The sequence below is a fragment of the Streptomyces tamarix genome (genome assembly GCF_032423885.1).
Taxonomy (GTDB): Bacteria; Actinomycetota; Actinomycetes; order Streptomycetales; family Streptomycetaceae; genus Streptomyces; species Streptomyces tamarix.
Genome location: NZ_JAWCTQ010000021.1, coordinates 64,325 through 89,699, shown reverse-complemented (window position 1 = coordinate 89,699; position 25,375 = coordinate 64,325). Strand labels below are relative to the sequence as shown.

At 76.6% G+C, this 25,375-nt stretch carries 27 protein-coding genes; 14 read left to right on the top strand and 13 right to left on the bottom strand.

The genetic code is table 11. From position 1 onward, the window contains the following. The first annotated feature begins 45 nt into the window (after window positions 1–45). The 7 genes from RND61_RS18195 to rfaE2 all read left to right on the top strand — a co-directional run bounded on the left by RND61_RS18195 (window position 46) and on the right by rfaE2 (window position 8,309). Entirely contained in the window at window positions 46–1,140 is a 1,095-nt protein-coding gene (locus RND61_RS18195) for a carboxylate-amine ligase (protein ID WP_315879035.1), read from the top strand. Between the two features lie 20 nt (window positions 1,141–1,160). Next, the gene (locus RND61_RS18190; protein WP_315879034.1) at window positions 1,161–2,171 is read left to right on the top strand and encodes a UDP-glucuronic acid decarboxylase family protein; all 1,011 of its coding nucleotides are present in this window, start codon (window positions 1,161–1,163) and stop codon (window positions 2,169–2,171) included. Window positions 2,172–2,259: 88 nt separating this feature from the next. Then, complete coding sequence (locus RND61_RS18185) at window positions 2,260–3,948, top strand: carbamoyltransferase family protein (RefSeq protein WP_315879033.1); 1,689 nt, start codon at window positions 2,260–2,262, stop codon at window positions 3,946–3,948. Further along, complete coding sequence (locus RND61_RS18180) at window positions 3,945–4,910, top strand: glycosyltransferase (protein WP_315879032.1); 966 nt, start codon at window positions 3,945–3,947, stop codon at window positions 4,908–4,910. Before RND61_RS18185 ends, RND61_RS18180 begins: the two co-directional genes overlap by 4 nt. Further along, window positions 4,907–6,145, top strand: a complete 1,239-nt coding sequence (locus tag RND61_RS18175) for a glycosyltransferase (protein ID WP_315879031.1) — start codon at window positions 4,907–4,909, stop codon at window positions 6,143–6,145. Before RND61_RS18180 ends, RND61_RS18175 begins: the two co-directional genes overlap by 4 nt. An 83-nt stretch (window positions 6,146–6,228) precedes the next feature. After that, window positions 6,229–6,906, top strand: coding sequence for a D-sedoheptulose-7-phosphate isomerase (locus tag RND61_RS18170; RefSeq protein WP_315879030.1), 678 nt, complete (start codon window positions 6,229–6,231; stop codon window positions 6,904–6,906). Further along, complete coding sequence (rfaE2, locus tag RND61_RS18165; RefSeq protein ID WP_315879029.1) at window positions 6,903–8,309, top strand: D-glycero-beta-D-manno-heptose 1-phosphate adenylyltransferase; 1,407 nt, start codon at window positions 6,903–6,905, stop codon at window positions 8,307–8,309. Before RND61_RS18170 ends, rfaE2 begins: the two co-directional genes overlap by 4 nt. Window positions 8,310–8,329: 20 nt before the next feature. Here the strand turns inward: rfaE2 and RND61_RS18160 are convergent, their stop codons facing one another. Then, complete coding sequence (locus tag RND61_RS18160; protein ID WP_315879061.1) at window positions 8,330–9,592, bottom strand: MFS transporter; 1,263 nt, start codon at window positions 9,590–9,592, stop codon at window positions 8,330–8,332. A gap of 373 nt (window positions 9,593–9,965) precedes the next feature. Between RND61_RS18160 and RND61_RS18155 the strand changes: the two genes are divergently transcribed. Continuing rightward, entirely contained in the window at window positions 9,966–10,715 is a 750-nt protein-coding gene (locus tag RND61_RS18155) for an SDR family oxidoreductase (protein WP_315879028.1), read from the top strand. Window positions 10,716–10,731: 16 nt separating this feature from the next. Here the strand turns inward: RND61_RS18155 and RND61_RS18150 are convergent, their stop codons facing one another. From RND61_RS18150 to RND61_RS18140, 3 genes are all read right to left on the bottom strand, one after another. Continuing rightward, the gene (locus RND61_RS18150; protein ID WP_315879027.1) at window positions 10,732–11,763 is read right to left on the bottom strand and encodes a DNA topoisomerase IB; all 1,032 of its coding nucleotides are present in this window, start codon (window positions 11,761–11,763) and stop codon (window positions 10,732–10,734) included. 13 nt (window positions 11,764–11,776) lie between these two features. Continuing rightward, window positions 11,777–12,115, bottom strand: a complete 339-nt coding sequence (locus tag RND61_RS18145; protein ID WP_315879026.1) for a DUF3140 domain-containing protein — start codon at window positions 12,113–12,115, stop codon at window positions 11,777–11,779. Between the two features lie 99 nt (window positions 12,116–12,214). Continuing rightward, window positions 12,215–14,674, bottom strand: a complete 2,460-nt coding sequence (locus RND61_RS18140; protein WP_315879025.1) for a SpoIIE family protein phosphatase — start codon at window positions 14,672–14,674, stop codon at window positions 12,215–12,217. 600 nt (window positions 14,675–15,274) lie between these two features. On the opposite strand from RND61_RS18140, the gene RND61_RS18135 reads away from it, so the two are divergent. After that, complete coding sequence (locus RND61_RS18135) at window positions 15,275–16,198, top strand: MurR/RpiR family transcriptional regulator (RefSeq protein WP_315879024.1); 924 nt, start codon at window positions 15,275–15,277, stop codon at window positions 16,196–16,198. A gap of 330 nt (window positions 16,199–16,528) precedes the next feature. On the opposite strand, the gene RND61_RS18130 is transcribed toward RND61_RS18135, so the two are convergent. Next, window positions 16,529–16,738: a DUF5133 domain-containing protein gene (locus RND61_RS18130; RefSeq protein WP_315879023.1), complete on the bottom strand. Its 210-nt coding sequence runs from the start codon at window positions 16,736–16,738 to the stop codon at window positions 16,529–16,531. 239 nt (window positions 16,739–16,977) lie between these two features. Here RND61_RS18130 and RND61_RS18125 point away from each other — a divergent pair, with 239 nt between their 5' ends. Further along, the gene (locus RND61_RS18125; RefSeq protein WP_315879022.1) at window positions 16,978–17,169 is read left to right on the top strand and encodes a DUF2795 domain-containing protein; all 192 of its coding nucleotides are present in this window, start codon (window positions 16,978–16,980) and stop codon (window positions 17,167–17,169) included. Between the two features lie 36 nt (window positions 17,170–17,205). Here the strand turns inward: RND61_RS18125 and RND61_RS18120 are convergent, their stop codons facing one another. Both RND61_RS18120 and RND61_RS18115 read right to left on the bottom strand, forming a co-directional pair. Further along, the gene (locus tag RND61_RS18120) at window positions 17,206–17,946 is read right to left on the bottom strand and encodes a class I SAM-dependent methyltransferase (RefSeq protein ID WP_315879021.1); all 741 of its coding nucleotides are present in this window, start codon (window positions 17,944–17,946) and stop codon (window positions 17,206–17,208) included. 378 nt (window positions 17,947–18,324) lie between these two features. Further along, on the bottom strand, window positions 18,325–19,488 hold the full coding sequence (locus tag RND61_RS18115) for a DUF5954 family protein (RefSeq protein WP_315879020.1): 1,164 nt from the start codon (window positions 19,486–19,488) through the stop codon (window positions 18,325–18,327). A 259-nt stretch (window positions 19,489–19,747) separates the two neighbouring features. On the opposite strand from RND61_RS18115, the gene RND61_RS18110 reads away from it, so the two are divergent. Then, complete coding sequence (locus RND61_RS18110; protein ID WP_315879019.1) at window positions 19,748–20,002, top strand: hypothetical protein; 255 nt, start codon at window positions 19,748–19,750, stop codon at window positions 20,000–20,002. A 34-nt stretch (window positions 20,003–20,036) separates the two neighbouring features. Here the strand turns inward: RND61_RS18110 and RND61_RS18105 are convergent, their stop codons facing one another. Together RND61_RS18105 and RND61_RS18100 are read right to left on the bottom strand one after the other, a co-directional pair. Next, window positions 20,037–20,276 (bottom strand): hypothetical protein, encoded by a 240-nt coding sequence (locus RND61_RS18105; protein WP_315879018.1) that lies wholly within the window; start codon window positions 20,274–20,276, stop codon window positions 20,037–20,039. Window positions 20,277–20,326: 50 nt separating this feature from the next. Beyond that, window positions 20,327–20,533: a hypothetical protein gene (locus RND61_RS18100; protein WP_315879017.1), complete on the bottom strand. Its 207-nt coding sequence runs from the start codon at window positions 20,531–20,533 to the stop codon at window positions 20,327–20,329. Between the two features lie 336 nt (window positions 20,534–20,869). Between RND61_RS18100 and RND61_RS18095 the strand changes: the two genes are divergently transcribed. After that, window positions 20,870–21,163: a hypothetical protein gene (locus RND61_RS18095; RefSeq protein ID WP_315879016.1), complete on the top strand. Its 294-nt coding sequence runs from the start codon at window positions 20,870–20,872 to the stop codon at window positions 21,161–21,163. 18 nt (window positions 21,164–21,181) lie between these two features. Here RND61_RS18095 and RND61_RS18090 read toward each other — a convergent pair whose 3' ends face one another. The 3 genes from RND61_RS18090 to RND61_RS18080 all read right to left on the bottom strand — a co-directional run bounded on the left by RND61_RS18090 (window position 21,182) and on the right by RND61_RS18080 (window position 23,332). Beyond that, complete coding sequence (locus tag RND61_RS18090) at window positions 21,182–21,574, bottom strand: DUF3040 domain-containing protein (protein ID WP_315879015.1); 393 nt, start codon at window positions 21,572–21,574, stop codon at window positions 21,182–21,184. Between the two features lie 68 nt (window positions 21,575–21,642). Beyond that, a complete protein-coding gene (locus RND61_RS18085) occupies window positions 21,643–22,524 on the bottom strand; it encodes a universal stress protein (RefSeq protein WP_315879014.1) in 882 nt (293 codons plus the stop codon). A gap of 121 nt (window positions 22,525–22,645) precedes the next feature. Continuing rightward, window positions 22,646–23,332: a helix-turn-helix domain-containing protein gene (locus RND61_RS18080; protein WP_315879013.1), complete on the bottom strand. Its 687-nt coding sequence runs from the start codon at window positions 23,330–23,332 to the stop codon at window positions 22,646–22,648. Between the two features lie 197 nt (window positions 23,333–23,529). Here RND61_RS18080 and RND61_RS18075 point away from each other — a divergent pair, with 197 nt between their 5' ends. Next, window positions 23,530–23,985: a Crp/Fnr family transcriptional regulator gene (locus RND61_RS18075; RefSeq protein WP_315879012.1), complete on the top strand. Its 456-nt coding sequence runs from the start codon at window positions 23,530–23,532 to the stop codon at window positions 23,983–23,985. 163 nt (window positions 23,986–24,148) lie between these two features. After that, window positions 24,149–24,763, top strand: a complete 615-nt coding sequence (locus RND61_RS18070) for a CBS domain-containing protein (protein WP_315879011.1) — start codon at window positions 24,149–24,151, stop codon at window positions 24,761–24,763. A 253-nt stretch (window positions 24,764–25,016) separates the two neighbouring features. Here RND61_RS18070 and RND61_RS18065 read toward each other — a convergent pair whose 3' ends face one another. Continuing rightward, window positions 25,017–25,319 carry a DUF1876 domain-containing protein gene (locus tag RND61_RS18065; protein WP_315879010.1) on the bottom strand — a complete coding sequence of 101 codons (303 nt, stop codon included), beginning with the start codon at window positions 25,317–25,319 and terminating at the stop codon, window positions 25,017–25,019. Between the last annotated feature and the right edge of the window lie 56 nt (window positions 25,320–25,375).

The following is a 25,375-nucleotide window of genomic DNA, read 5'->3' as shown; positions in this document are numbered from 1 at the left end:
CGTACATACCGATTTGCCCATTTTTTTACGGGTACTCGGCGCCACATGATCACTGTTGGGGTCGAGGAAGAGTTCTTCCTCGTCGACCCGGTCACCTGCCTGCCGGTGCCCCTCGCCGACGAGGTCCGCAGGGCGGCGGGGTTGGGGCCGATCGCGGAGCACGAGGAGGTCCAGTCCGAGCTCCTGCAGTCCCAGATCGAGGTGGCCACCCCCGTCTGCTCCGACCTCGACGAGGTCGGGGGCCACCTCCTGCGCCTGCGGCACGCGCTGGGGACGGCCGCGGAGAAGAACGGCTGCCGGATCGTGGCGACGGGCACCGCCCCGTACCGGGAACCGGGCCCCGTGCCGGTCACCGAGAGCGCCCGCTACCTGGCGATGCGCTCACAGGCGCCCCAGTTGGTCGACGAGCAACTGGTCAACGGCATGCACGTGCACGTCGCGGTGCCCGGCCGGGCCGCGGCGGTCGCCGTGCTCAACCGGATCAGGCCCTGGCTGCCGGCCCTGGTGGCGATGTCGTCGAACTCGCCGCTGTGGGACGGGCACGACACCGGCTTCGCCAGCTGGCGGACGGTGATCTTCGGCAGGTGGGCGGTGAGCGGTCCCCCGCCGTCCTTCGCCGACGCCGCCGACCACGACCGGCGGGTGCGGACCCTGCTGGAGTCCGGGGTGATCTCCGACACCGGCCAGATCTACTGGCAGGCACGGCTGTCGGAGCACTACCCGACCCTGGAGGTGCGCTGCACGGACGTGCAGCTGAGGGCCGACGCCGCGGTGATGTTCGCGGGGCTGATCCGGGCCATGGTGGCCACGGCCCTGCGGGCGGAGGAGGCCGGGGAGCCGCTCCCCTACTGCCCTCCGGAGCGGCTCCAGGCCGCGAACTGGTACGCGGCACGGCACGGGCTGAGCGATCTGCTGGTGGACCCGGACGGCAGGAGCCGCCGGGCCGGTGACGTGCTGTGCCGGCTGCTCGACTCCGTGGCGCCCTCGCTGGAGGAGGCCGGGGACGCCCGCGAGGTGACCTCGCTGGTGCACCGGCTGCTCCAGCAGGGCACCCCGGCGGACTTCCAGCGCCGGGCGCTCGCCGAGGGCGGGATGCCCGCGCTGGCGGACCTGCTGATCACGGAGACCGTGGCGCCATGAGCGACGACCGAGGAGACCGTATGAGCACTTTCGACCGGAATTGGCAGCACGCCGTCGTGACGGGCGGCGCGGGCTTCGTCGGATCCCACCTGTGCTCCGCGCTGCTGGCCGCCGGTACGGCCGTGACGTGCGTGGACGACTTCAGCACCGGACGGCGGGAGAACGTGTCCCCGCTGCTGGACCACCCGGGCTTCACCCTGGTGGAGGCGAACGTCTCGGAGCCGTTCGAGGTGGACCGCCCGCCGGACCTGGTGCTGCACTTCGCCTCGCCCGCGTCGCCCGCCGACTACCTGCGGCTGCCCCTGCACACGCTGGAGGCCGGCAGCCTCGGCACCCGGCACGCGCTGGCCCTGGCCCACCGGGCGGGGGCGCGGTTCCTGCTGGCCTCCACGTCGGAGGTGTACGGCGACCCGCAGCAGCACCCGCAGAACGAGCGGTACTGGGGCAACGTCAACCCGGTCGGCCCGCGCAGCGTGTACGACGAGGCGAAGCGGTTCGCCGAGGCGCTGGCGACCGCCCAGGCCGAGACGTACGGCACCGATGTGGGGATCGTCCGGCTGTTCAACACGTACGGGCCGCGGATGCGCGGTCACGACGGGCGCGCCGTGCCCACGTTCATCCGGCAGGCGCTGGCCGGCGAGCCGCTGACGGTCACCGGCGACGGGCGGCAGACGCGGTCGCTGTGCTACGTCGACGACACCGTGCGGGGCGTCCTCGCCGCCGCCGCGCACGGGCTGCGCGGTCCGGTGAACATCGGCAACCCGGCCGAGGTCAGCATGGGGGAACTGGCCCGGCTGATCATCGCGCTGACCGGCTCGCGCTCCGAGATCCGGTACGTCGAGCGGCCCACCGACGACCCGGCCGTGCGCTGCCCGGACATCACGCTCGCCCGGGACAAGCTCCAGTGGGAGCCGCGGGTCCCGGCGGAGGACGGGCTGCGGCGCACCATCGACTGGTTCCGCACCGGCGCCGCGGCGGACGCGGCCCCCGGCCCGACAACCGACGACCGACGAGCACCGGCTGACGGCTGACGGTCGTCCCCTCCGTCCACCCGATCCCCCCTTCCCCTCGCCCTCCCCGCCGTCGCTCTCCCCCGACGTGCCGAAAGACAGGGACCCCATGCGCATTCTCGGAATCAACGCCCTCTTCCACGATCCCGCCGCCGCGCTGGTCATCGACGGACGTGTGGTCGCCGCCGCCGAGGAGGAACGTTTCTCCAGACGCAAGCACGGCAAACGTCCGGTGCCGTTCTCCGCCTGGGAACTCCCGGAGAAGGCCGCCGCCTGGTGCCTCGAACGGGCCGGGCTGCGCCCGCAGGACCTGGACGCCGTCGCGTACTCGTTCGACCCGGCGCTCGCCCGGCCCGCCGACCAGATGGGGCTCGACGACCCCTGGGACCACCTCCGGCTGACCTACGCGCGCGAAGCTCCCGGTTTCCTGCGGACGGCGCTGCCGGGCCTCGACCCGGAGGCGGTCAGGTTCGTGCCGCACCACATGGCGCACGCCGCGTCCGGCGCGTTCGCGACCGACGACGCCGGCGCCGACACCTCGTCCGTCCTCGTCCTCGACGGACGCGGCGAGCGGGCCTCGCACCTCGCCGCCCGCCGCGTCCACCACCGGCTGGAGCCGCTGGCCGCGCAGGACCTGCCGCACTCCCTGGGCCTGGTGTACGAGGAGCTGACCGAGCACCTCGGCTTCCTGCGCTCCTCCGACGAGTTCAAGGTCATGGCGCTCGCCTCGTACGGCCGGCCGCGGATGCGGGAGGAGCTGCGCCGGTACGTCTACCCGACCGGCGACGGCGGCTTCCACGCGGCGGGCGTGCCGTGGCGCGAGCTGTGCCCGCCGCGCGGTCCGCAGGAGGCGTGGACGCAGGACCACGCGGACGTCGCGGCCAGCGCCCAGGCGGTGCTGGAGGAGACCCTGCTGGACCTGGTGCGCTGGCTGCACGGCCAGACCCACGACGCACTGCTGACGCTCGCCGGCGGAGTGGCCCTCAACTGCGTGGCCAACGCCCGCATCGCGCGCGAAGGCCCCTTCTCTCGCGTGTGGGTGCAGCCGGCCGCCGGGGACGCCGGTACGGCACTGGGCGGGGCCATGCTGCTCGCCGCGGGCGGCGGCGACGAGGTGGCGCCCATGGGCGGCGCCGACCTGGGCCGCGACTGGTCCGACGCGGAGCTGGGGGCCTGGCTGAAGACGGCGGCGGTGCCGTTCGAACGGCCGCCGGACATCGCGGCGGCCGTCGCGGAGGCGCTCGCCGGCAACGCGATCGTCGCCTGGTTCCAGGGGCGTTCGGAGTACGGCCCGAGGGCGCTCGGCCACCGGTCCCTGCTGGCCCACCCCGGCCACGCCGGGAACCTGGAACGGCTCAACGACGTGAAGGGCCGCGAGCAGTTCCGGCCGGTGGCGCCGATGGTGCTGGCCGACCGGGCGGCGGAGATCTTCACCGGGCGGCTCCCCAGCCCGTACATGCTGTTCGTGCACGAGGTGGCGCCCGAGTGGCGCGACCGCATCCCGGCCGTCGTCCACGTCGACGGCACGGCCCGCATCCAGACCGTCGACCGCGCCGCGGAGCCGCTGGTCGCGCGGATGCTGGAGGAGTTCGAGCGGCGCACGGGCCTGCCGGTGGTGGTCAACACCAGCCTCAACACGGCCGGCCGACCGATGGTGGACGACCCGCGCGACGCCCTGGAGTGCTTCGGCTCCACCCCCGTGGACCTGCTGGCGATCGGCCCCTACGCGGTGCGCCGCGGCGGCTTCTTCACGGCGGACTCGCAGGACTCCCAGTCCGTGAGGAGGTCGGCGCGGTGAACATCCTGCTCTGGCACGTCCACGGCTCCTGGACGACGGCGTTCGTCCAGGGCCCGCACACCTACCTGGTCCCCGTGCTGCCCGACCGCGGGCCCGACGGACGGGGCCGGGCCCGGACCTTCAACTGGCCCGACACCGTACGGGAGGTGACGCCCGAGCGGCTGCGGGACGAGCCGGTCGACGTGGTGCTGCTCCAGCGGCCCGAGGAGTTCGAGCTCGCCGAGCGCTGGCTGGGCGGGCGCCGCCCCGGCCGCGACGTGCCCGCCGTGTACCTGGAGCACAACGCCCCCGACGGCGACGTCCCCGGCACCCGGCACCCGTGCGCCGACCGCGACGGGCTGACGCTCGTCCACGTCACCCACTTCAACCGGCTGTTCTGGGACAGCGGCCGGGCCCGCGCCGAGGTGATCGAGCACGGCGTCGTCGACCCCGGACACCTGTACACGGGGCGGCTGCCGCGCGCCGCGGTCGTCGTCAACGAGCCGGTGCGGCGAGGCCGCCACACCGGTACGGACCTGCTGCCCGCGCTCGCCGAGGCCGCGCCCCTCGACGTGTTCGGGATGCGCACCGAGGGACTGGCCGCGCACCTGGGCCTCCCCGAGGAGCGGTGCCGGACCCGGGACCTGCCGCAGCGGGAGCTGCACGCGGCGATGGCGCGGCGGCGGCTGTACCTGCACCCGGTGCGGTGGACGTCGCTCGGCCTGTCCCTGCTGGAGGCGATGCACCTGGGCATGCCCGTGGTGGCGCTGGCCACCACGGAGGCGGTGGAGGCGGTCCCGGCGGGTGCCGGGACCCTGTCGACCCGGCCGGAGGTGCTGGCGGCGGCCGCCCGGCGCTATCTGGCGGAGCCCGAGGCGGCCGCCGAGGACGGCGCCCGGGCCCGGCAGGCCGCCCTCGAACGGTACGGGCTCAAGCGCTTCCTGGACGACTGGGAGCGCGTGTTGACGGAGGTGCGCTCATGACCGCCCACAGTCCCGTGGAACCCCTGTCGGTGGTGCTCGTCTCGGAGCACGCGAGCCCCCTCGCGGCGCTGGGGGGCGTCGACGCGGGCGGACAGAACGTCCACGTCGCGCGCCTCGCCGGGGCGCTCGCCGACCGCGGCCACGACGTGGTGGTGTTCACCCGCCGGGACGACCGCCGCCTGCCCGACGAGGTCGTGGTGCGCCCCGGCGTCGTCGTGCACCACGTGCCGGCGGGACCGCCCGAGCCCGTCCCGAAGGACGAGCTGCTCCCCTACATGGACGCGTTCGGCCGGTACGTGGCGCGGGTGCTGGAGGGCCGGCCGCCGGACGTGGTCCACTCGCACTTCTGGATGTCGGGGATCGCCGGGGTGCGGGCGGCGCGCGCGCTGCGGGTGCCGCTGCTCCACACGTACCACGCGCTGGGCACGGTGAAGCGGCGCCACCAGAAGGCGGCCGACACGAGCCCGCCGGAGCGGATCGGCGCCGAGCGCGAGGTGGGACTCGCCTGCGACCGGGTCATCGCCACCTGCCGGGACGAGGTGCGGGAGCTGCGGCGGATGGGGATCCCGCCGGAGCGGGTGAGCGTCGTGCCGTGCGGCGTCGACCCCGGGCAGTTCTCCCCCGCCGGCCCGGCCGCCCCGCGCGGCCCCGCCCGGCACCGGCTGCTCCAACTGGGCCGCCTCGTGCCCCGCAAGGGGGCGGCCGTGACCGTCGTGGCGCTGTCCCGGCTGCCCGACACCGAGCTGGTCGTCGTCGGCGGGCCGCCTCCGGCCGGGCTCGACGCGGACCCGGAGGTGCGGCGACTGCGCGAGGTGGCCCGGCTCGCCGGGGTCGCCGACCGGGTGCGGTTCACCGGCGCGGTCTCCCGCGACGCGGTGGCGCCGCTGCTGCGCAGCGCGGACGTGGTGGTGTGCCCGGCGGACTACGAGCCGTTCGGCATCGTGCCGCTGGAGGCCATGGCCTGCGGGCGGCCGGTGGTCGCCACCGCCGTGGGCGGGCAGCTCGACACGGTCGCGGACCCGGAGTGCGGCCGTCTGGTGCCGCCGCGCGACCCGGCCGCCCTGGCGCGGGCGGTGGCGGAGTTCCTGGCCGACCCGGGACTGCGCGCCGCGTGCGGCGCGGCGGGCCGGCGGCGGGTCCTCGGCCGGTACGACTGGAAGCGCGTCGGGGCGGCCACCGAGGCCGTGTACGCGCAGGTGCGCGCCGCCCGGCCCGCCGTGACCGACGCGGCCTGAGCCGCCGACCAGCAGCCGAACGGAACGAGAAGGAGGTGCGGGTCCGCCGCGGCCGTCCCGCCGGAACAGGCGCCCGAACACACATGAGCGATTTCTCCCCCTCTGATGGGTTCCCCCTCGCCGCGCGCGAGGCGGCGCGGCGGCACTGCGCGTCGCTCGAGGACGCCGTGGGCCGGCTTCGCCGGGACCACCTGGACCGGATCGCCCGGTGGGGCGCCCGGCTCGCGGTCGTCCTGCCGGGCGGGGGCCGGCTGCTGGCCGCCGGGAACGGCGGGAGCGCCGCGCAGGCGCAGCACCTGACGGCCGAACTGGTGGGCCGCTACCGGCGCGAGCGGCCCGCGTACTCGGCGATCTCCCTGCACGCCGAGACCTCCAGCCTGACCGCGATCGGCAACGACTACGGCTTCGACCAGGTGTACGCGCGGCAGGTCGCCGCGCACGGCCGCCCCGGTGACGTCCTGCTGCTGCTGTCCACGTCGGGGCGGAGCGGGAACCTGATCGCGGCGGCGGCGACGGCGCGCTCCACGGGGATGCGGGTGTGGGCGCTGACCGGCCCCGCGCCGAACCCGCTGGCCGAGGCGGCGCACGAGGCGCTGTGCGTGGACGCCGCGTCGACGGCCACGGTGCAGGAGGCGCACCTGGTGGCGGTGCACGTGCTGTGCGAGTGCTTCGACGCGGTGGTCGAGGCGGGCCCGCCGTGGCGGACCGGCGGGGCGGCCGGCGCGTTCGAGCCGGCGGCGGCGCGGCGGAGGATGTCGTGAGCGCCCGGCAGCCGCTGGTGGTCGTCGGGGACGTGCTGCTCGACGAGGACGTGGAGGGCGTGGCGACGCGGCTCGCGCCCGACGCGCCCGCGCCGGTCGTCGACGTGACGGGCGGCCACCGGCGGCCCGGCGGCGCCGGGCTGGCCGCCGCGCTGGCCACGCGGGGCGGGCGCGAGGTGGTGCTGGTGACGGCACTGGGCGACGACCCGGCGAGCGACGCGGTGCGCCGCTCCCTGGAGGGCCGGGTCCGGCTGGTCGAGCTGCCGCTGCGGGGCACCCTGCCGGTGAAGACCCGCGTCCTGGCGTCGGGCCGGCCGCTGGTGCGGATCGACCGGGGCGGCGGCGACCCCGGGAAGCCCGGCGGCGCGGTCCGCGACGCGCTGTCCGGCGCGCACGCGGTGCTCGTCGCGGACTACGGGCGGCGCACCGCGGACGCCGTACGGGACGTGCTGGCGGCCGTCGCGCCGCGCGTGCCGGTCGTGTGGGACCCGCACCCCCGGGGCGGCGCGCCGGTGCCCGGCGTCCGGATCGCCACGCCGAACGCCGCCGAGACCCGGGCGCTCGGCCCCGGCACGGGCGGCGAGTCGCTGCGGGCGTACGCGCAGCGGGGCTCGGACCTGGCGGAGCGGTGGCGGGCGGCCGCCGTGGCGGTGACCCTCGGCGAGCGCGGGGTGCTGCTGACCCGGCCGGGGCCCGGCGCCGGCACGCCGATGTTGGTGCCCGTCCCCTACCGGGCGGCCGGCGACCCGTGCGGCGCGGGCGACTGCTTCGCCGCGGCGACCGCCGCCGCGCTGGCGGACGGGGCGCTGCCGGAGGAGGCGGTGGAGCGGGGGGTCGCGGAGGCTGCGGCGTTCGTCGCGGCGGGCGGCGCGGGCAACCCGGCGCTGTGGCGGACGCCGCCGCCGGCGCCGGGGCGGCACGAGCCGCCGGTGACCGACCCCTTCGCGCTCGCCGAGCGGGTACGGGCGCGGGGCGGGACGGTGGTGGCGACGGGCGGCTGCTTCGACCTGCTGCACGCCGGGCACGTGGGCCTGCTGGAGAGCGCGCGGCGGATCGGCGACTGCCTGATCGTCTGCGTCAACTCCGACGCGTCGGTGACGCGGCTCAAGGGACCGGGCCGGCCCCTGAACCCGATCGCGGACCGGACGCGGGTGCTGGCCGGGCTGGGCAGCGTCGACGCGATCGCGGTGTTCGACGGCGACACGCCGGCGGAGCTGCTGACGCGGCTGCGGCCGGACGTGTGGGTGAAGGGCGGCGACTACTCGGCGGAGGAGCTGCCCGAGGCGGAGGTGCTGCGCGGCTGGGGCGGTCAGGCGGTGGTCCTGCCGTACCTGGACGGCCGCTCCACCACCCTGCTGGCGCGCCGCGCGGCCCGCGCGGCGGCCCGGCCGGCCGCGGAGTGACCTGACCGGGACCGCCGTGCTCAGGCCGCCGTGCCCAGGGCCGGGCGGGCGGCGAGCGCCGCCGGAGTGGTGGGGACCGGCACCGGGGCGGGGGTGCGGCGGCGGTGGGCGAAGTGGCCCGCCGCGACGACCGCCGCGATCAGCAGGCCGCCCAGCACGAGCGCGCCGCGCGCGCCGGCCACCTCCATGAGCAGGCCCAGCGCCGGCGGCCCGGCGAGGCTCCAGACCGTGCGGATGCTGCCCCACACGCCCAGCACCCGTCCCCGCAGGTGCGGCGGCGGGTCGGTCTGCAGGACGGTCGTCCCGGCCGTGTCGGAGACCGACTCGACCACGGCCATCGGCAGGACGAGCACCAGCAGCACCGCCAGCGACGGCGACAGCCCGGCCGCCACCTGGAGGAGGCCGCCGGCCGCCGCGAGGACGCCGACGAGCCGTACGGACGGCCTGCGCAGCCGGGCGCCCAGGACGGCGCCGACGATGCCGCCGACCGCGAGGACGGTGGACACGGTGCCGAACGCCCCGGCGCCGCCGGCGAGCGGCCCGGTGACGAGCACGGCGAGCGTGAGCCCGTAGTTGCGGCCGAACACGGCGCTGACGCCGGAGATGACGGCCAGGCCCACGAGGCGGGGGCGGCGGGCGAAGAACGCCAGCCCCTCCCGGACGGTCATCCGGGTGTCGCCGGCCCGGCCCGCGGGCTCGCCGGTGGGCTCGCCGGCGGGTTCCGGCCGGGTCTGCTCGCGCACGGGCCGCAGGAACGGGATCACCGCCGTCACGAACAGGAAGGACAGCCCGTTGGCCGCGTACGCGGAGGCCGTGCCCAGGAAGGCGACCGTGAGGCCCGCCAGTCCGGCACCCGCGAGGCGGCCCGCGTTGTGGACGAGGGAGCCGACCCCGATGGCCGACGGCACGTCCTCGGTGCGCACCAGGTCGTTGCCGAGCAGCGCGCAGGCGGGCCCGTCGACGGTGGCGATGAGACCGGTGACGGCGGCGAGCGCCATCAGCGCGCCGAGGTTCAGCCGGTCGGTCGCCACGAGGAACGCCGTGGTGAAGGCGACCAGGCCGAGCAGCGCCTGGCTCACGGCGGCGGTCAGCTTGCGGGGCCAGCGGTCGACGACGGCGCCGCCGGCCACGCCCATCAGCAGGCCGGGCGCGGCCTGCACGGACAGGGACAGGCCGGTCGCGGCGGCGGAGCCGGTGATCTGCAGGACCAGCAGGTTCTGCACGGTCAGCTGCATCCACGTACCGGCGTTGGAGACGAAGTTCGCGACGGACCACCAGCGCATGCTGCGGTACTTCAGCGAACGCCAGGGGGAGGCGGACGGGGCGGGCGCGGTGGCCGGGGAGGAAGGAGGCACGGTGAAGAGGGGGGCTCGAATGGCGGATCGCGGCGGGGAGTCGACGCGGGCTTCGCTGCGCGGTCGCTCCACCGGGGCATGTGCGCCGACCATCGTGGCAGCCCGCCGCCGCGTCCACCGTGACCTGCGCCTCCCTCCGCCGCGGCCGGGCCCCGCCGGGGACGGCGGGGCCCTTGCGGCGCCGGGGATCCGGCCCGCCCCGTGGGCTTGCTCACAGTGACCGCCCGGGGTGCCGGACGGTGTCGCGCGGGTCACAGTGAAGAGTCAGCGCACCACACCCGAGGAAGGCGGAGGCTACGGCATGGGCAGCGGTGGAGTGCGGGTCGACCTGCACGGCAGGCAGGCCCTGGTGACCGGCGGAGCGCGGGGCCTGGGCGCGTCGATCGTCCGGCGGCTGGCCGGGGCGGGCGCGTCGGTCCTGGTGGCGGACGTGCGCAAGGAGCTGGCGCGGGAGCTGTGCGACGAGCTGAACGGGGACGGCGGCGAAGCCCGCTTCGTGGAGCTGGACGTGCGCGACCCGGAGGCGGTGGCCGGGGTGTTCCGGGAGCTGGACGGCGCGGGCCGGGCGGTGGACGTCCTGGTCAACAACGCGGCCGTGGACGTGTCGAAGCCGATCGAGCACCTGACGGCCGACGAGGTCACGCGCGTGATCCAGACGAACCTGCTGGGCCCGGTGTACCTGTGCCTGGAGGGCTACCGCCGGATGGTGGCGCGCGGCGGCGGCCACATCGTGAACATCCTGTCGACGGCCGCCAACCGCACCTGGACGGAGGCCGGCCCGTACGCGGCGGGCAAGACGGGGCTGCGGGCGTTCACGCACACGCTGTTCAAGGAGGCGCAGCGGGACTGCCCGGGCATCGGCGTCACGGGCGTCGTGGCGGGCGGCATGGAGACGCCGTTCATCATGGACCGCTTCCCGGACACGGACGTGTCGATGCTGCAGAGCCCCGACGTCGTCGCCGACGCCGTGCTGTACGCCCTGTCGGTGCCGGAGGGCAGCGTGGCGGGCGAGATCGTGGTCGTACCGCGCCGGGAGCCGTCCTGGCCGTAGCCGGGGCCCCTCGGGGTCAGCCGCCGGACCCGTGCCCGCCGCGCAGCATGCGCAGCACGGCCCGCTCGACGGGGCCGTGGGTGGCGGGCACGCCGTACGGGGCGGCGGCGCCGAGCGCGGGCAGGGCGTCGGCGACGGTGACGCCCTCCTCGTACAGCTCGACGACGCGCGGGTTGATGTAGGAGGCGCGGCACACGGCGGGGGTGTTGCCGAGGTAGTCGGCGACCTCCCGCACGGCGCGGCCGACGGCGCGGCGGCGCGTGGTCCCGCTGTGGGCGACGGACCGGGAGACGGCGAGGGCGACGGCCGCCATGACGGTGGCGTGCCAGGTGCGGAAGTCCTTCGCGGTGACCTCGACACCGGCCAGGTCGCGCAGGTGGGCGTTGACCTCGGCGCCGGTCACGTCGCGCCAGGCGCGGCCCTCCCGGTAGGCGAGGAGCCGGTCGCCGCCGCCGCGGCGGCGGGCGAGCGCGGTGAGGGCGCGCAGGGTCGGGGGGTCGGCGACGGCGTGGACGCGCTGCCGGCCGTGCTTGCCGGGATAGCTGAGCACGACCTCGCGGCGGCCGCACGTGGAGTGGTCGCGCAGCAGCGTGGTCAGCCCGTACGTCTGGTGGCGGTCGGCGTAGCGCTCGCTGCCGACGCGGAAGAACCCCAGGTCGAGGAGGCGGACGGCGGTGGCGAGGACCCGTTCGCGGGTCAGGCCGCGGGTGTCGAGGGCCGCCAGGGCCGCCTCGCGGACCCGCGGCAGGGCCTCGGCGACGTCGAGGACGTGGTCGTGTTTGGCCCGCTCCTGCCGGGCGCGGAACACCGGGTGGTACAGGTACTGGCGCCGCCCGGCGGCGTCGGTGCCGACGGCCTGGAGGTGCCCGTTCGACCGGGCGCAGATCCAGACGTCCCGCCAGGCGGGCGGGATGGCGAGGCCCTTGATCCGGTCCCGTTCGTCCGGGTCGCGCAGCGGTCGGCCGCTGGTGTCCAGGTAGCGGAAGCCGCGCCCGTGGCGGACGCGGGTGTATCCGGGATCGGAGGGCCGGACGTGGGCGAGGCGCACGGGCGGCGCCCCTCTACACCGGCTTGAGCGGGTCGTGGCCGATGTTCATCAGGCCGTGCCGCCAGTCGGTGCCGCCCGCCTCCGGTTCCAGGTCCGGGTCGCGCTGGGAACGGACGATCTCGCAGACGCGGCGCATGACGGCGACGTCGTCCCCGGTGAGGTCGGTGCGCCGCTTGCCGAGGATCTCCAGGACTCGGCGGCCGGTGCGCGGCCCGGCGCGGTCGGGGAGCTCTTCGGTCTCCTCGTCGGCGGCCTGGGTGCTCAGCCACTCCTGGAGTTCGCGCGAGGTCATGTTGACGACGGTGTGGAACTCGTCCCACAGCTCGGCGCTGATCTGGTCGGACGCTGCCATGACGTACCTCCCGGCGGCTTCCTCGGGTGCCGTGCCCTCGGGCGGCGTGCCCTCGGGTCATCCCCCCGGGTTGCCGACGGCCGGGACGGCAAACCCGGGTCACGGCGGCGGCAGTGCCTGCTCGGCCCAGATCGTCTTGCCGGTGGCGGTGTAGCGGGTGCCCCAGTGCTGGGTCATCTGGGCGACGAGGAACAGCCCGCGGCCGCCCTCGTCGTCCGTGGTGGCGCGGCGCAGGTGGGGTGCGGTGTGGCCGGTGTCGGAGACCTCGCAGATCAGCGTGCGGTCGTGGATGAGCCGCAACTGGACGGGGCCGGAGGCGTAGCGCAGGGCGTTGGTGACGAGTTCGCTGACGACGATCTCGGTGGTGAAGGCCAGCTCGTCGAGGCCCCAGGCGGTGATCTGGCGGGCGGCGAGGGCGCGGGCCCGGCCGACCTCCTCGGGGCCGGTGGCGAGGTCCCAGGTGGCGACGCGGTCGCCGTCGAGCGTGCGGGTGCGGACGAGGAGGAGCGCGGCGTCGTCCTCGAAGGGGCCGGGGAGGAGGGCGGTGACGGCCCGGTCGCAGAGTTCGGGCAGGGGGTGGTCGCGGTGGTCGGCGAGGAGGGCGGTCAGCCGGTCCACCCCGGTCTCGGGGTCGCGGGCGCGGTCGCGGACGAGGCCGTCGGTGAACAGGGCGACGAGGCTGCCCTCCGGGAGGCGGAGTTCGGCGCTCTCGAAGGGCAGGCCGCCGAGGCCGAGGGGCGGCCCGGCGGGGACGTCGGGGACGGTGGCGGTGCCGCGCGCGGCGTCGAGGACGGCCGGGGCGGGGTGTCCGGCGCGGGCCATGCGGCAGACGCCGGTGACCGGGTCGTACACGGCGTACAGGCAGGTGGCGCCGACCGCCTGGTCGTCGGGGATGTCGTCGGGGCCGCGGGCGGGGCCGGGCGGGACGGTGCCGGTGACGGAGCCGGGTGCGGCGGCCTCCTCGTCGGCGGCCTGCGTGATGAGGTCGTCGAGGCGGGTGAGGAGCTCCTCGGGGGCGAGGTCCTGGCGGGCGAGGACGCGGACGCTGGTGCGCAGCCGTCCCATGGTGGCGGCGGCACCGAGGCCGTGGCCGACCACGTCGCCGACGACGAGGCCGACGCGGGCGCCGGAGAGGGTGATGACGTCGAACCAGTCGCCGCCGACGCCGGACTTGCCGTCGGCGGGCAGGTAGCGGTGGGCGAAGTCGACGGCCGTGATCCGGGGCAGGTTGCGGGGCAGCAGGCTGTGCTGGAGGGTCAGGGCGGCGGTGTGCTCGCGGGTGAAGCGGCGGGCGTTGTCGATGCAGACGGCGGTACGGGCGACGAGCTCGTCGGCGACGGGCAGGTCGTCGGCGTCGAACGGGGCGGGACGGCCCTCGCGGCGGAAGGTGACCACCCCCAGGGGCGCGCCGTCGGTGCGCAGCGGTACGACGAGGGAGGCGGTCTCGCCGCCGGTGAGGACCGGCCGCCCGGAGGCGAGGCAGCGCAACTGGGGCGCGTCGGGCGGGTACGGGACCGGCTCGGGCCCGGGGCGGGCGGCGTCGGGGCCGGTGTCCGGGCCGTCGGGAGGCGCGGCCCAGACGCGGACGAGGCGTCCGGCGCGCGTGGTGCCGGGGGTGGGCGGGTCGCCCCGCAGGACGGCGTCGACGAGGTCGACGGTGACGCCGTCGGCGAACCGGGGGACGGCGACGGAGGACAGCTCGCGGGCGGTGCGGCCCATGTCGAGGGTGGTGCCGACGAGCCCCCCGGCCCTGACGAGCAGGTCGAGGCGCTGCTGGGCGAGGTAGCGGTCGGTGATGTCGACGGTCTCCTCGCAGACGCCGAGACGGGTGCCGTCGGCGTCCTGGAGCCGGTAGTACGAGCAGGACCAGACGTGGTCGTGGTCGGGGTCGACGGGCGGCCGGCCACGGTAGTGGAGCTCGATGACGGCGTCGCCGGTGGTGAGGACCCGGCGCATCGTCTCCTCCAGGGTGGGCGGGTGGCCGGGGGACAGGACCTCGCCCGCGGCGACCATGTCGTCGGGGCCGAGCCCGACGTACTGGGAGGTGCCCATCTCCCGGTAGAGGGCGCTGTTGGTCCACACGACGCGCAGGTCGGTGTCGTAGATGGCGAGGCCGACCGGGGACTGGGTGGCGAGGCCGCGGAGCATCGCCTGCAGGGCCTCCCAGCGTTCGGTCTCGTCGGCGTCGGCGACGGCGAGGAGGCGGGACGGGCCGGTGCCGGCGTGGGAGAGCGGCAGGGTGGCGGTGACGACGCGGACGACGCGGCCGTCGCGGTGGCGCATGTGGAGGACCTGGCGGCGGGCGCGGTCGGCGCCGGGCGGGTCCCCGGCGGCCCGGTGGGCGCCGGCGCGGTCGGCGACGAGGCCGTCGACGGGCCGGCCCAGGACCTCGCCGGGCGGGTAGCCGAGGAGCCGCTGCGCCGCCGGCCCCCAGCCGATGACGGTGCCGTCGCCGTCGAGTACGGCGGTGGCGGCCCGGGTGGCGTCGAGGGGGCCGCGGAAGTCGGTGCCCCCGGCCGCGTCCACCGGGCCCGCGGGGTGCGTCTCGCCGGTCCTCACGGCCGGTCACCCCCTTCGGACGGGCCGGGTCCCGGCCGGCGGGCGGTGGGGGGCGGAGCGGTGCGACCGGGCCGGTCGCCGTCCCGGGCGGTCCCGCGGCGGGGCGGGCGCGGCCCGGCGGCGGGGCGCGCGGCGTCCGTGTCGGCCGTACCGGCCCCGCCGGGCGGGCCGGAGGGCCCGGTACGGCCGACCGGGTGACGCGGCAGCGGCGGCGGGTGCCCGGCGCGGGCGGCGGGGCACGGCGGTCCCCCGGCGCGGGAGCGCGGGGAGGCCCCGCCGGGGCGGGGGCGGGAGGGGGCGCCGCCGGGGCGGGGGCCGGCGGGCCGGACCGTGTCGGCGGCCACGCGGGCGGGGGCCGTCGCGGACGTGTCGGTGACCGCGGGCGCGTCGCTGACGCGGCCGTCGTCCGTCCTGCTCCCCTCCTCGTCCGTCCCCGACGGCCGGGGCGGGACGTGCCGGGGAGCGCCGTACCAGGTCACACAGTCAGGATGCGCCCGGTGGGGGGCGCCGCGCACTCCGGTGGGGGTGCCGTTCGCCCCGTCCGGCCCGGGTCCGGCGTGAGCTATGTTGTGCGGAATTGGGACGAGAAGGAGGCGGATCGTGCCATCCGGGCAGCAGGCACGCGCGCAGGCGGCCGCGATCACGCCGGGGCGGCAGGCCCGGGAGCCGAAGCCGACCCCCGCGGAGCGGGTGAGGGCCCTGTTCACCGGCCACCGGCTGTCCCCGGGGCAGCGGCGCATCGCGCAGTACCTGGTGGACCACCTGACGGAGGCCGCGTTCCTGTCGATCACGGAGCTCGCGGACCGCGCCGGGGTGAGCCAGCCGTCGGTGACGCGGTTCGCGACGTCGCTGGGGTACGCCGGCTTCCCGGCGCTGCGGGAGGCACTGCAGCCGATCGCGCTGAGCGCGGTGGCGGGGGCGGCGGACTCCCGGGAGGAGGACCGGCGCAACGAGCTCCAGGCGGCGGTCGACGCGGAGATCGAGAACCTGGAGGGCCTGCGGCGCGTTCTGGCCGATCCGGGACGGGTGCTGGAGGTGGGGCGGCGACTGGCTCGTTCCGTTCCCCTGACGGTGGTGGGGCTGCGGATCTCGGTGTCGCTGGCGGAGTACTTCGCGTACGCGGCGCGGCGCATCCACCCCGATGTCCGGGTGGTGACGCGCGGCGGGAGCGTCGCGTACGACACGCTGCTCCAGGCGCGGGAGGCGGGCGGCTCGTGGGTGCTGGCGTACGCGATGCCGCGGCACGCGAACGAGACGCTGGCGGCGGTGCGGGCGGCGCGGAGCACGGGGCTGCGCGTGGCCCTGATCACCGACCTGACCATGGGGCCGCTGGTGGAGGAGGCGGACGTGACGCTGACCGCCCCGGCCGGTTCGCGGCTCGTGTTCGACTCCTACGCGGCGCCGGGGGTGCTGTCGGCGGCGGTGCTCCAGGCGATGGCGGACGCCGAACCGGAGCGTACGCAGGCGCGGCTGGAAGGGTACGAGCAGGTCGCGGCGCAGCACGACTTCTTCATCGACGACTGAGGACGAGCCGGCGCGGACGGTGGCGTCCGGCGCTTCGGCGGGGGTTTCGGTGGGCCCGGTACGGTCGGGCGGCACCGATTTTTTTCGGCCACCGGCGAGCATGAAATTTTTCATGCCCTTGCCTACTCGACGGTATATATATGTACTGCTCGCACGACACCGCAGCACCGATAGGTGCGATGCGGTGCCCGCTGACCGAACACGGCCGGGCGGCGCTCCCTCCTCGCGCCGCCCCGCGTGTTCGCTGCCGGGTGTTCCGCTCTCCCCTGTGGGCACCCGCCGGCGGCCCCGGTCTACCCCTGGGCCGGGGCCGCCGAACCCTGCCTCCCCTCAGCCGGCCGCCACGGTCGCCAGCCTGGCCCGTGCGGCCGTGAGCGCGTGCTCCAGGGTCCGGGTGCCGGTCGTCACGCAGAGCGTGTACGTCACGTCGTCCAGGCGGCGTTGCAGATCCGGGGCGATCGCGTGTTCCTGCGCGGCGGCGCAGAGGGATTCGTACCGGGCAACGAGCTCTCGAAGCACAGCGGGATGCGCCAACAGCATGGACGTACCTGCCTTTCCGACGCCATGAGGTGAGAGGGGAGGGCGGCGAGGCGCTTCTCCCGTGGAGGTGGTGCGAAGAGGTCGGGTGACGCGACGGCGTCCCGGACCGGGACATCGCTCCCGCGCGGGATATGCCCGCACTGACCGACCTTCACACGACATTGTGATGCAACCGTGATGGGTTCGCCCTGCGGAGCGCCGAGTGGTGTGACGATCCGTGCGTGCGGTACTCGCCGGCCATGGCTGTGAACCCCATCGAGATGCAGAAGAACCTGGGCGGCGTCAGCTACCCCGCCTCCAAGGACGAGATCGTCAGGCAGGCGGAGGAGCACGGCGCCGGCAAGAAGGTCATGGACGCGCTGAAGTCCATGCCCGACAAGGAGTACGACTCCCCCGCGGCGATCAACAAGGAGGTCGGCAAGGGTTCGTGACCCGAGGGACCGTCCCCTCCACGACGCCGCCCCGCGTCAGCCGGGGCGGCGTGCCACGAGCAGGCGGCAGCGGGGCGACCCGTCCTCGCGCACGCCCAGCGCGGGCAGCGCCGCCCGCTCCACGGCGAAACCCGTCCGGCGCAGGTCGGTGACCACGTCGGGGAGCCGGAAGGTGCGGTAGTACATCACGAAGCGCGGCCGCCACAACGCGTTGCGGACCCGCATCGCCGCGTCGAAGCCCCACAGCGCCCAGTACGCCGGCGAGCCCACCCGTGGCGGCGCCGCCACGGGGAACGCGAACAGCCCGCCCGGCCGCAGGGCGGCGTGCACCCGCGCGAAGAGGCCCGGCCGCTCGGCGGGCAGGAAGTGCCCGAACGCCCCGAAGCTGACGGCGAGGTCGAACTCCGCGCGGAACGGCAGCGCCCGTACGTCGGCGCGCACCCACTCCGGCTCCGGCAGGCCCGGCTCCGGCGGGCGCGCCTCCTGGGCCTCCCGGGCCCGGGCGAGCATCCCGGCGCTCAGGTCCACCCCGGTCACCCGCTCCCGGCACAGCTCCCGCAGGAGGGCCGTGCCCGCCCCGGTGCCGCAGCACACGTCGAGCCCGGACCCGAACGGCCCCAAGGGCCGCAGCGCTTCGGCCACGGCGTCCAGGACGGCGTCGGGGGTGCGGAAGGGGGTGGCGTCGAACTTGGGGGCGAGCAGGTCGTAGCCGCGTTCGAGCGACGAGAGCGCCTGTACGGCCAGCTCCCCGAGGGTGGGTCCGCCGGAAGTGAACACGGCCGCCGAGCCTAGTGCGTCCCGGCGCCGCCCACGGGGATCCGCGCCGAGCCCGTCGAGGAACGGCCCGGCGCCGGGCCCGGTACCGTACGCGCCGGCTCCGGGGCGGCTGCTCGGCCCGGATGGCCTCGCCCTTCCCGATGTGGCGGGCGCCCCCACCGCCCGGCGAGCCGGGCGGCGAGGAACGGCACCCGGCCGCCCTCGTCGGCGGTCGTCGCGTACCGCAGGTGCGGCGAGGCGCTGCGGTCGGGCACCTCGCGGGTCGGGCCCCGGTCGTGAGGAGCCGGACGTGCGTCGGGGCGGAGCCGTACCGGATCGCGTCGGGACCGGCTCGCCGAGGGCCGGCCCGTCCGCGCCGGGCGCCGGCGCGCAGCGCGGTCACCGCTCCCGGGACGCCCGGATGCGGGCCTCCTCCTCGTGGAACAGGTCGGCGAGGCGCTGGGTGTCCTCGTCGAGCTCGATCGGCGCGTCCTCGTCCTCGTCGTCCGGGAGCAGCCCCTGGGCGCGCAGCCGCTGCTCCTGGACCATGACGGGCGGCTGCGGGTCGGGGTCGGAGGGGCGCGGGCCCTCCGGGCCGTCGGGGCCGAACCGCACGAGCCGTTCGACGCGCACGATCCGGAAGCGGCGGCCCTCGACCTCCAGTTCGTCGGCCGGGTGGGCCTCGAACCGCTCGGCGGCCGTCAGGTAGGGGGCACGGGCCTCGGGGGTGAGGCGCTCCTCCCAGGGGATCATGACGCGCAGCCTGAAGGCGAGGTGGTCGCGGGCCCGCTGCGGGGAGTCGCCGCCGACCGAACCGGGCCGCCAGAGGCCCCGCTCGTACTCGGCCGTCATGAACAGGGGCGGCAGCAGGACGCCGCCGGGGTGGGTCTCGGCGGCCCGCAGGGAGTCCGCGCGGACGTCCTCGGGGACGGTGCCCGCCTTGCGGACGAGGGCCAGCAGGTCGACCTTGAGGACGCCCTCGGACATGCCGGTGGGCCGGATGGGGTCGAGGACGTACCCCTCGGTGGGGCGGGGCCCCTCGTGCGACCGTCCGGGGAGCGCCGGGTCGGGGTCGGAGGGGCGGGGCGGCTCGGGCCCGTCGGGCCCGGAGCGGATGAAGCACTCGGCGCGGGCGATCCGGTGGCGGACGCCGACGACGGTCAGCTCGTCGAGGGCCTCCCACTCCATGCGCTCGGCAGCGCTCATGCAGGCGGCGTACGCGTCCTCGTCCCCCGCCTCCCGCGCCTCCTGGGCGCTCCGCCGGAACTCGGAGCCCATCGCGTCGCGGGCCTCCTGCGGCGCCTGGTCGAGGAAGGACCCGAGGACCTCCCAGCCGCCGCCGGCCCGTTCGCGCACGACGCCGAAGAGGGGCGCCCCCGCGGACATCAGCCGGGGGTAGGCGTCGCGGGCGAGCCACGCCTCGGTGTCGGCCAGCGCGGCCACCGGCTGCTCGGGGGTGGCCACGCGGATCTGCCGGTAGGCGGGTACGCGGTCGGCGGGGTCACCCGCTCCGTGGAGCCCGTCGGTGTCCTTCGCGCCGTCGGTGTCCTTCGTGCCGTCCATGCGGTCGCGCCCTCCCTGTCGCCGTGGCCGCCGTTCGCCGGCCGTGGCCCCAGCCTGCCGCCGACGCGGCGGGCGCATGCGGCGGACCGGCCAAACAGTTCGCTCTGTTGGATGCCCGCGCCGCGGGCGGGCGGGGTCCGCACGGACGGGTGCGCGGGGTGCATTTCTCGCCGTCCTGGCGCGGGTATGGTCCCCCAGAGGCCGGCGTGTGGGTGACTGGGGGCGCAGCGTGGCCAGACGGGATTTCGAGGAGCGGGGCGTGCCCATCCGGCGGGGGTGGCGCCAGTTGACGACGGCCGGCGGGGTCCGGGTGGCGGAGGGCCGGCTGACCCTGCTGAACAGCAGGGGCAGCGAGATCGACAGCGCGCCGCTGTCGGAGGTGCGGGTGGTGGAGCCCTGGTACGTGCCGCGGGGGGTCGTCCGCGCGGTGCTCGGCGGGACCGCGTACCTGCTGCGGCTCACCCCGTCGCGGGCCCGGGACGTCGCGGAGGCCGCGCACCGGGCCCGCGGCTAGCGGGCGCGGAACCGGGCGCGGGTGCGGGCGCGGATCAGTAGCACCACCAGGTGCCGTCCGGGGGCTGCGGGATCCAGCGGTACGGGCCGCCTTCGGCGGGGCCCCGGCGGTAGACGGCGGTGACCGTGTCGGCCCGGTAGGTGCGCACCCGCTCGGACCTGCCGTGCCGGTCGGTGCGCTCCAGCACGATCTCGCCCGTGGCGGTGCGCCCCGCGGCGTCCGCCTCGACGACGGTGTCCTCTCCGTGGGCCAGCCGCAGCATGAAGACGGCCATGTTCGTTGTCGCTCCGTACTCTCGGGGTTCCCGGGGCTCTCGGCCCGGTCTCAGATTCCGACGGGAAGGGTCGGCAGGTCCTCCCACACCTGCCGCAGTTCGGTGTAACGGCGGTCGGGCAGCCGTTCGAGGACCTCGCGGACCTCGGGGCGGGCTCCGGCGGCGGCGATCAGCAGGTCGCTCCGGCTGACCGCGCCGTTGGCGAAGACGGCGGCCAGGTGGTCGGCGATCTCGGTGCGGGTGACGTCGTCAGCCATGGCTCCCCCAGTGTGAGCGCGCGTGAAGGTTGGCGGCGTGGTGGTGCGTGATGGTCGGATGCGGCCGCCGGGGGCGGCTCCCGCGCCGCCCCTTGGCCGTGCGCGGCGGGGTCGGCGAGCGGCACCAATCTAACGCAGCCGTGGAGTCTGAAGGCAAGTCAGAACCGTGCCACCACACGGTGGTTGCCCGAATTCCGCGCCCCTTACCGGACCCGACGGGCACCGGCCGCCGGGCGTTAACCCGTCCATCGGACGAGAGTCCCGGCCGCCCGCTGCGCGTGAGGGTACGATCGCGGTGAGTGACGGAGCACGGTGGTGACGGGAGGGACGGCGGCCATGTCGACGGTGACGCGGCAGGAGATCACCGCTTGCACCCGGGGGGCGTTCGGGTCGGGCTGGGTCGGGAGGGACGACCTGTGCGCGGCCGCGCGCGCGGCGGACGCCCGGCCGGAGGTCGTCGCGCTGCTGGCGGGGTTGTCGCCGCACGTACGGGTGTGCGCGCTGCCGGACCTGCTCCTGCTGCTGCCCGAACTGCCGGACGGACCGGAGGCCGGAAAGGCCCCGGGGGCCGGCGGGGCCCGCGGCGGGCCGGGCGACGGTGCGCGCGGAGGGGAGCCGGCCGCCGGGTGACCGGCCGGGCCGGTGCCGTCAGGCCCTCGGAACCCTCGTGGCGGGCTGCCCGGCCGGGGAGACCGGGGCGGTGCCGCCGCCCGAGCCGGACGGCTGGGTGAGGAGCGCGGTGAGGACCAGCCCGACGACGGCGATCACGACGGCGACCAGGGCCAGGACCTTGCGCCGGTCCCGGCGGCCGTCCCGCCGCCCGCGGCGCTTCCCGCCGTCGCGTCCGGTGCCGCATCCGGTGCCGCGTTCACCGTCGCGGGCCGACCCCTCCCACCGCACGGCACCGGCGGCGGGGGCGGCCGGGTCTCCGGCGAGCCGTCGGGTGAGCGCGGACATGCGGGCGTCCAGACCGGGGTCTTCCCGCGCGAGGAGCCTTTCGATCTCGGCGAGGAGGCGGTCCTCGTCCCTCCCGGATGCCATGGAGACCACCTCCGGTGCGACGTGCCGTCCGGTACCCGGTGCCCTCCCCCGTGTACCCGCCCGGCGCGTCAGTGCTCCCGCCCGGCACGGGGTTCGCGCGGAACGATCTCGACGGGGCAGTGCGCGTGGTGCAGCAGCGCGTGGACGACGGGTCCGGTGCCCCCGCCGGTGCCGGCCGGGGGACGGTGCGCGCCGACGGCGACCAGGTCCGCCTCCCGCGACGCCCGGACGAGCAGACCGGCGGTGGAGTGGCCCCCCTCCGCCTCGACGGTGACGGTCAGCCCGGCGAACTCGCCGCGGATCGCGTCGGCGAGGCCCTGCGCCGCGCGCAGCCGCTGCCGGGCGATGCCGTCGACGTCGTCGAGCGTGGTCGGCGCGTACTCCGTGGGGAGGAGCGGGTTCCAGACGGTGACGAGGCGCAGGGCCGCGCGGCGCAGCTCGGCCTCGCGGGCGGCGTGCCGCGCCCACGCGTGGTCGCGTTCGTCGCGTACGCAGGCGACGACGACCCCGGTGGCGGCGTGGTCGCGTTCGCCGCGCACCACGACGACGGGCACCTCGGCGTGCGAGGCGACGCCGAGGCCGACGGAGCCCAGCAGCAGCTCGCCGAAGCCGCCGCGGCCCCGGTGGCCGACGACGACGGTGCCCTCCGCACCGGCTTCGTCGCGCAGCGCGCGGACGGCGTCGCCGGGGGCGAGGCGGCGCACGACGGTCACGTCCGGGAACCGTCCCGCGACCGTGCCCGCCGCCCGTGCGAGCAGTTCGTGGCCGACCGCGCGGGCCCGCTCGGCAATCTCGCCGGCCGCGCGGCCCTCCGTACCGGTGGCGTGCACGAGGTGCAGCGGCTGCCGGCGCCGGTACGCCTCGGCGGCCGCCCACAAGGCGGCGGCCCCGGCCCGGGGGGAACCGTCGACACCGGCGATGACCGGCGCCCTGGTCGTGTCGTGGTTCATGGCTCCTCCTGAGGGGCTCGCGCGGACCGCGCACCGGTCCCGCGGGAGCGGGTTCCTCGTCCGCGCGGGTCCGGAACCCTCCGGCCTCCGGTCGGGGCCGGCTCCGTCCGCGCGGGGGCGGTCAGGTGCCGGGCGCGCCGGGCGTCCGGCCGGCGCGGCGGACGCGGACGCGCCGGCCGCTGACGCGGGTCGGGGCGAGGGCGATCCACAGGTCCCGCCCGGCACCGGCCCACGGCGCGGTGGGCGCCCGCTCCTCCAGCGCCCGGACCGCGCCGGGTTCGGTGACGGCGCGGGCCGCGCCGACGAGGAGGACGCTCCAGCCCTGGCCGAACGCCTCGTCGACGCGGTCCGCCTCGAAGGCGACCTCGCCGCCCGCGGCCCGGCCCGGGAGCGGTTCGGAGGAGGTCCGGAACGCGACCTCGGCGCCGGTGACGACGTAGTCGACGGGCAGGATGGCCGGGCCCTCGTGCGTGGTGACGGCGACGCGGCCCACCCCGCGGGCGCCGAGCAGCTCCCAGCACTCGTCGGGGCCCAGCTCGACCAGCTCGGGGCGGTAGGCCGCGTGGCCGGCGCCGTGCGGCAGGCCGTCGGCGCCCCCGACGAGGGCGCCGACGGTGGTCTCCAGGGCGTCGGCGAGCCGCAGCAGGAAGCCCATGCCGGGGACGGCGGGCTGCTCCTCCAGGTACTGGACGTAGCCGGGTGCCGACCCCGTGCGCAGGGCGACCTCCTCGCGGGACAGCCCGAGCTGTTCGCGGCGGGCGGCGACGCGGAGGCCGATGCCGCCCCTGGGGCGCTCGGGTCCGGGCATGGCATCACGGTAGTCGCGGCGTCCGGCACCCGCACGGTGGAGCCCCGCGGGCCGGTGGTGAGTAGGCTCGAAAGACACCGCCGTACCGGGCGGAGGTTCGAACGGGGCCCGTCGGCCCTCCGCCGGCGCCCGGTCGGCCCCGCCGTCCGGCGGCTCGGCGGACGACGCTTGGTGCGCGGGTTCACCAGGAGGTTCACATGACCAGAGCGCCGAGGATCAACACCTTGCCGGCTCCGCACCGCGAGCGGCTGATGGCCCTCTCCAGGGAGGTGGCGTTCGAGCCGGGGCACCGGCTCTTCGACGAGCACCGGCCGGCGAACCGGTTCTGGATCGTCCGGACGGGCGCCGTCAACCTGGACTCGCGGGTGCCGGGCAGTCCGCGCCCGGCCGTGATCGAGATGCTCGGCCACGGTGAGCTGGTCGGCCTGTCGTGGATGTTCCCGCCGTACGAGTGGGAGCTGGGCGCGGAGGCGATGAGCCTGGTGCGCGCCCACGAGTTCGACGCGGCGGTGGTGCGGGACCTGTGCGAGGCGGAGACCGCGTTCGGGTACGCCCTGACGCAGTGGGTGGGGCAGGTGCTCTCCCACCGGTTGCAGGCGACGCGGGTGCGGCTGCTCGACATGTACGCGCCGCATGGCAGCGGCGTGCTCTGACGGCGGCCCCTCCGGGCGCCGCGCGGGCCGTGCCCCCAGGGGCGGGGAGGGTGCGCGCCGGTCCGCGGCCCTCCCCCTTCCCGGGGCGCGCCGTGGCGTGCCGGGCGCCGGGCCCGGTGTCCCGCATGCTCGGATGGGGGCCTACGGAAGGGGAAGGCGAACGATGAGGCACCGCAGCGTGGCCGATCTGATGACACCGGAGGCCGTGGCCGTGCAGCCCGGCACCTCCTTCAAGGAGATCGCGCGGCTGCTCGACGAATACGGCATCACGGCCGTGCCCGTGGTCGACGAGGACGAGCGGCCGGTCGGTGTCGTGTCGGAGGCGGACCTGCTGCGCCGGCACACCTCCGGGGGGCAGGGGCCGAGCACCGCCGAGGGGCTGATGACCAGCCCGGCCGTGGTGGCGCGGCCGGAGTGGAGCGCGGTCGAGGCGGCCCGGGTGATGGAGCGGCACCACATCAAGCGGCTGCCCGTGGTGGACGCCCCGGGGCGGCTCATCGGGGTGCTCAGCCGCAGCGACCTGATCCAGCTGTTCCTGCGGCGCGACCGGGCGATCCAGGAGGAGATCCTGGAGGACGTGGTCACCCGCACGCTGGGGCTGCCGCCGTCCGCCGTCACGGTCGACGTCAACGACGGGACGGTGACGCTCAGCGGCACTCTCGAACGCAAGAGCCTCGTCCCGATCCTGGTGCGGCTGTGCGAGACGGTCGACGGGGTCGTGGCGGTGGACGACCGGCTCGCCTACGAGACCGACGACACGGAGGCCGTGGCGACCTGACGGGACGCGGCCGCCCGTCCGTCCGGGCGCCCGTCCCCTAGGGGCCGCCCCTCCGCGCGGGCGCCCATCCCTCGGGGCCACCCCTCCACGCGGACGTCTACGCGCGTGGTGGGGCCGCCGCAGCCGGTCCCGGCGATGTCTCCATCACCGGCGGGCGTCTACGCGCGTGAGGGGCCGCCCGGCGGCGCGTGGAGCGGCCGGGCGGCCCCTCGCGCGCCGCGTCCGGACCGGTGGGTCAGCGCGGCGCGGCGACTCAGCGGGCCGGCGTCGTCCAGCCGTACGGGGCGTCCCGGTCCTCCTCGGCGGACATCCCGGCGCCCGCCTCGCCGATGTCCCTGTACGCCAGGCGCATCAACTGCCGGGCGAGGTCGCTCATCGCGCGGCTGGCGGCCAGCTCGTCGCCGATCAGCGGGACGTCCTCGTCCTCCGGGCTGCGCCGGGCGGAGCCGCGGCCGGTGATCGTCGACTCGCCGGTGTCGAGGACGGCACGCGCCTCGGTGGTGCCCTCGTCCTCCAGCAGATCCATGTTGATCTTCCACTCCAGCGTCCGGGTCATGATGTGCCTCCTCGACGCGTCGGACGGCCGTGGACCGGTGGGGCGCCGGTCCTGCC

Coding starts and splice junctions, on each gene's coding strand:
- RND61_RS18085 (WP_315879014.1), bottom strand. CDS start 22,524: ATGAACCACGACACGACCAGGGCGCCGGTCATCGCCGGTGTCGACGGT.
- RND61_RS18115 (WP_315879020.1), bottom strand. CDS start 19,488: ATGGACGGCACGAAGGACACCGACGGCGCGAAGGACACCGACGGGCTC.
- RND61_RS18070 (WP_315879011.1), top strand. CDS start 24,149: ATGAGGCACCGCAGCGTGGCCGATCTGATGACACCGGAGGCCGTGGCC.
- RND61_RS18090 (WP_315879015.1), bottom strand. CDS start 21,574: ATGGCATCCGGGAGGGACGAGGACCGCCTCCTCGCCGAGATCGAAAGG.
- RND61_RS18160 (WP_315879061.1), bottom strand. CDS start 9,592: ATGCGCTGGTGGTCCGTCGCGAACTTCGTCTCCAACGCCGGTACGTGG.
- RND61_RS18155 (WP_315879028.1), top strand. CDS start 9,966: ATGGGCAGCGGTGGAGTGCGGGTCGACCTGCACGGCAGGCAGGCCCTG.
- RND61_RS18080 (WP_315879013.1), bottom strand. CDS start 23,332: ATGCCCGGACCCGAGCGCCCCAGGGGCGGCATCGGCCTCCGCGTCGCC.
- RND61_RS18125 (WP_315879022.1), top strand. CDS start 16,978: ATGGCTGTGAACCCCATCGAGATGCAGAAGAACCTGGGCGGCGTCAGC.
- RND61_RS18185 (WP_315879033.1), top strand. CDS start 2,260: ATGCGCATTCTCGGAATCAACGCCCTCTTCCACGATCCCGCCGCCGCG.
- RND61_RS18095 (WP_315879016.1), top strand. CDS start 20,870: ATGTCGACGGTGACGCGGCAGGAGATCACCGCTTGCACCCGGGGGGCG.
- RND61_RS18100 (WP_315879017.1), bottom strand. CDS start 20,533: ATGGCTGACGACGTCACCCGCACCGAGATCGCCGACCACCTGGCCGCC.
- RND61_RS18145 (WP_315879026.1), bottom strand. CDS start 12,115: ATGGCAGCGTCCGACCAGATCAGCGCCGAGCTGTGGGACGAGTTCCAC.
- RND61_RS18195 (WP_315879035.1), top strand. CDS start 46: ATGATCACTGTTGGGGTCGAGGAAGAGTTCTTCCTCGTCGACCCGGTC.
- RND61_RS18170 (WP_315879030.1), top strand. CDS start 6,229: ATGAGCGATTTCTCCCCCTCTGATGGGTTCCCCCTCGCCGCGCGCGAG.
- RND61_RS18065 (WP_315879010.1), bottom strand. CDS start 25,319: ATGACCCGGACGCTGGAGTGGAAGATCAACATGGATCTGCTGGAGGAC.
- RND61_RS18105 (WP_315879018.1), bottom strand. CDS start 20,276: ATGGCCGTCTTCATGCTGCGGCTGGCCCACGGAGAGGACACCGTCGTC.
- RND61_RS18175 (WP_315879031.1), top strand. CDS start 4,907: ATGACCGCCCACAGTCCCGTGGAACCCCTGTCGGTGGTGCTCGTCTCG.
- RND61_RS18130 (WP_315879023.1), bottom strand. CDS start 16,738: ATGCTGTTGGCGCATCCCGCTGTGCTTCGAGAGCTCGTTGCCCGGTAC.
- RND61_RS18190 (WP_315879034.1), top strand. CDS start 1,161: ATGAGCACTTTCGACCGGAATTGGCAGCACGCCGTCGTGACGGGCGGC.
- RND61_RS18075 (WP_315879012.1), top strand. CDS start 23,530: ATGACCAGAGCGCCGAGGATCAACACCTTGCCGGCTCCGCACCGCGAG.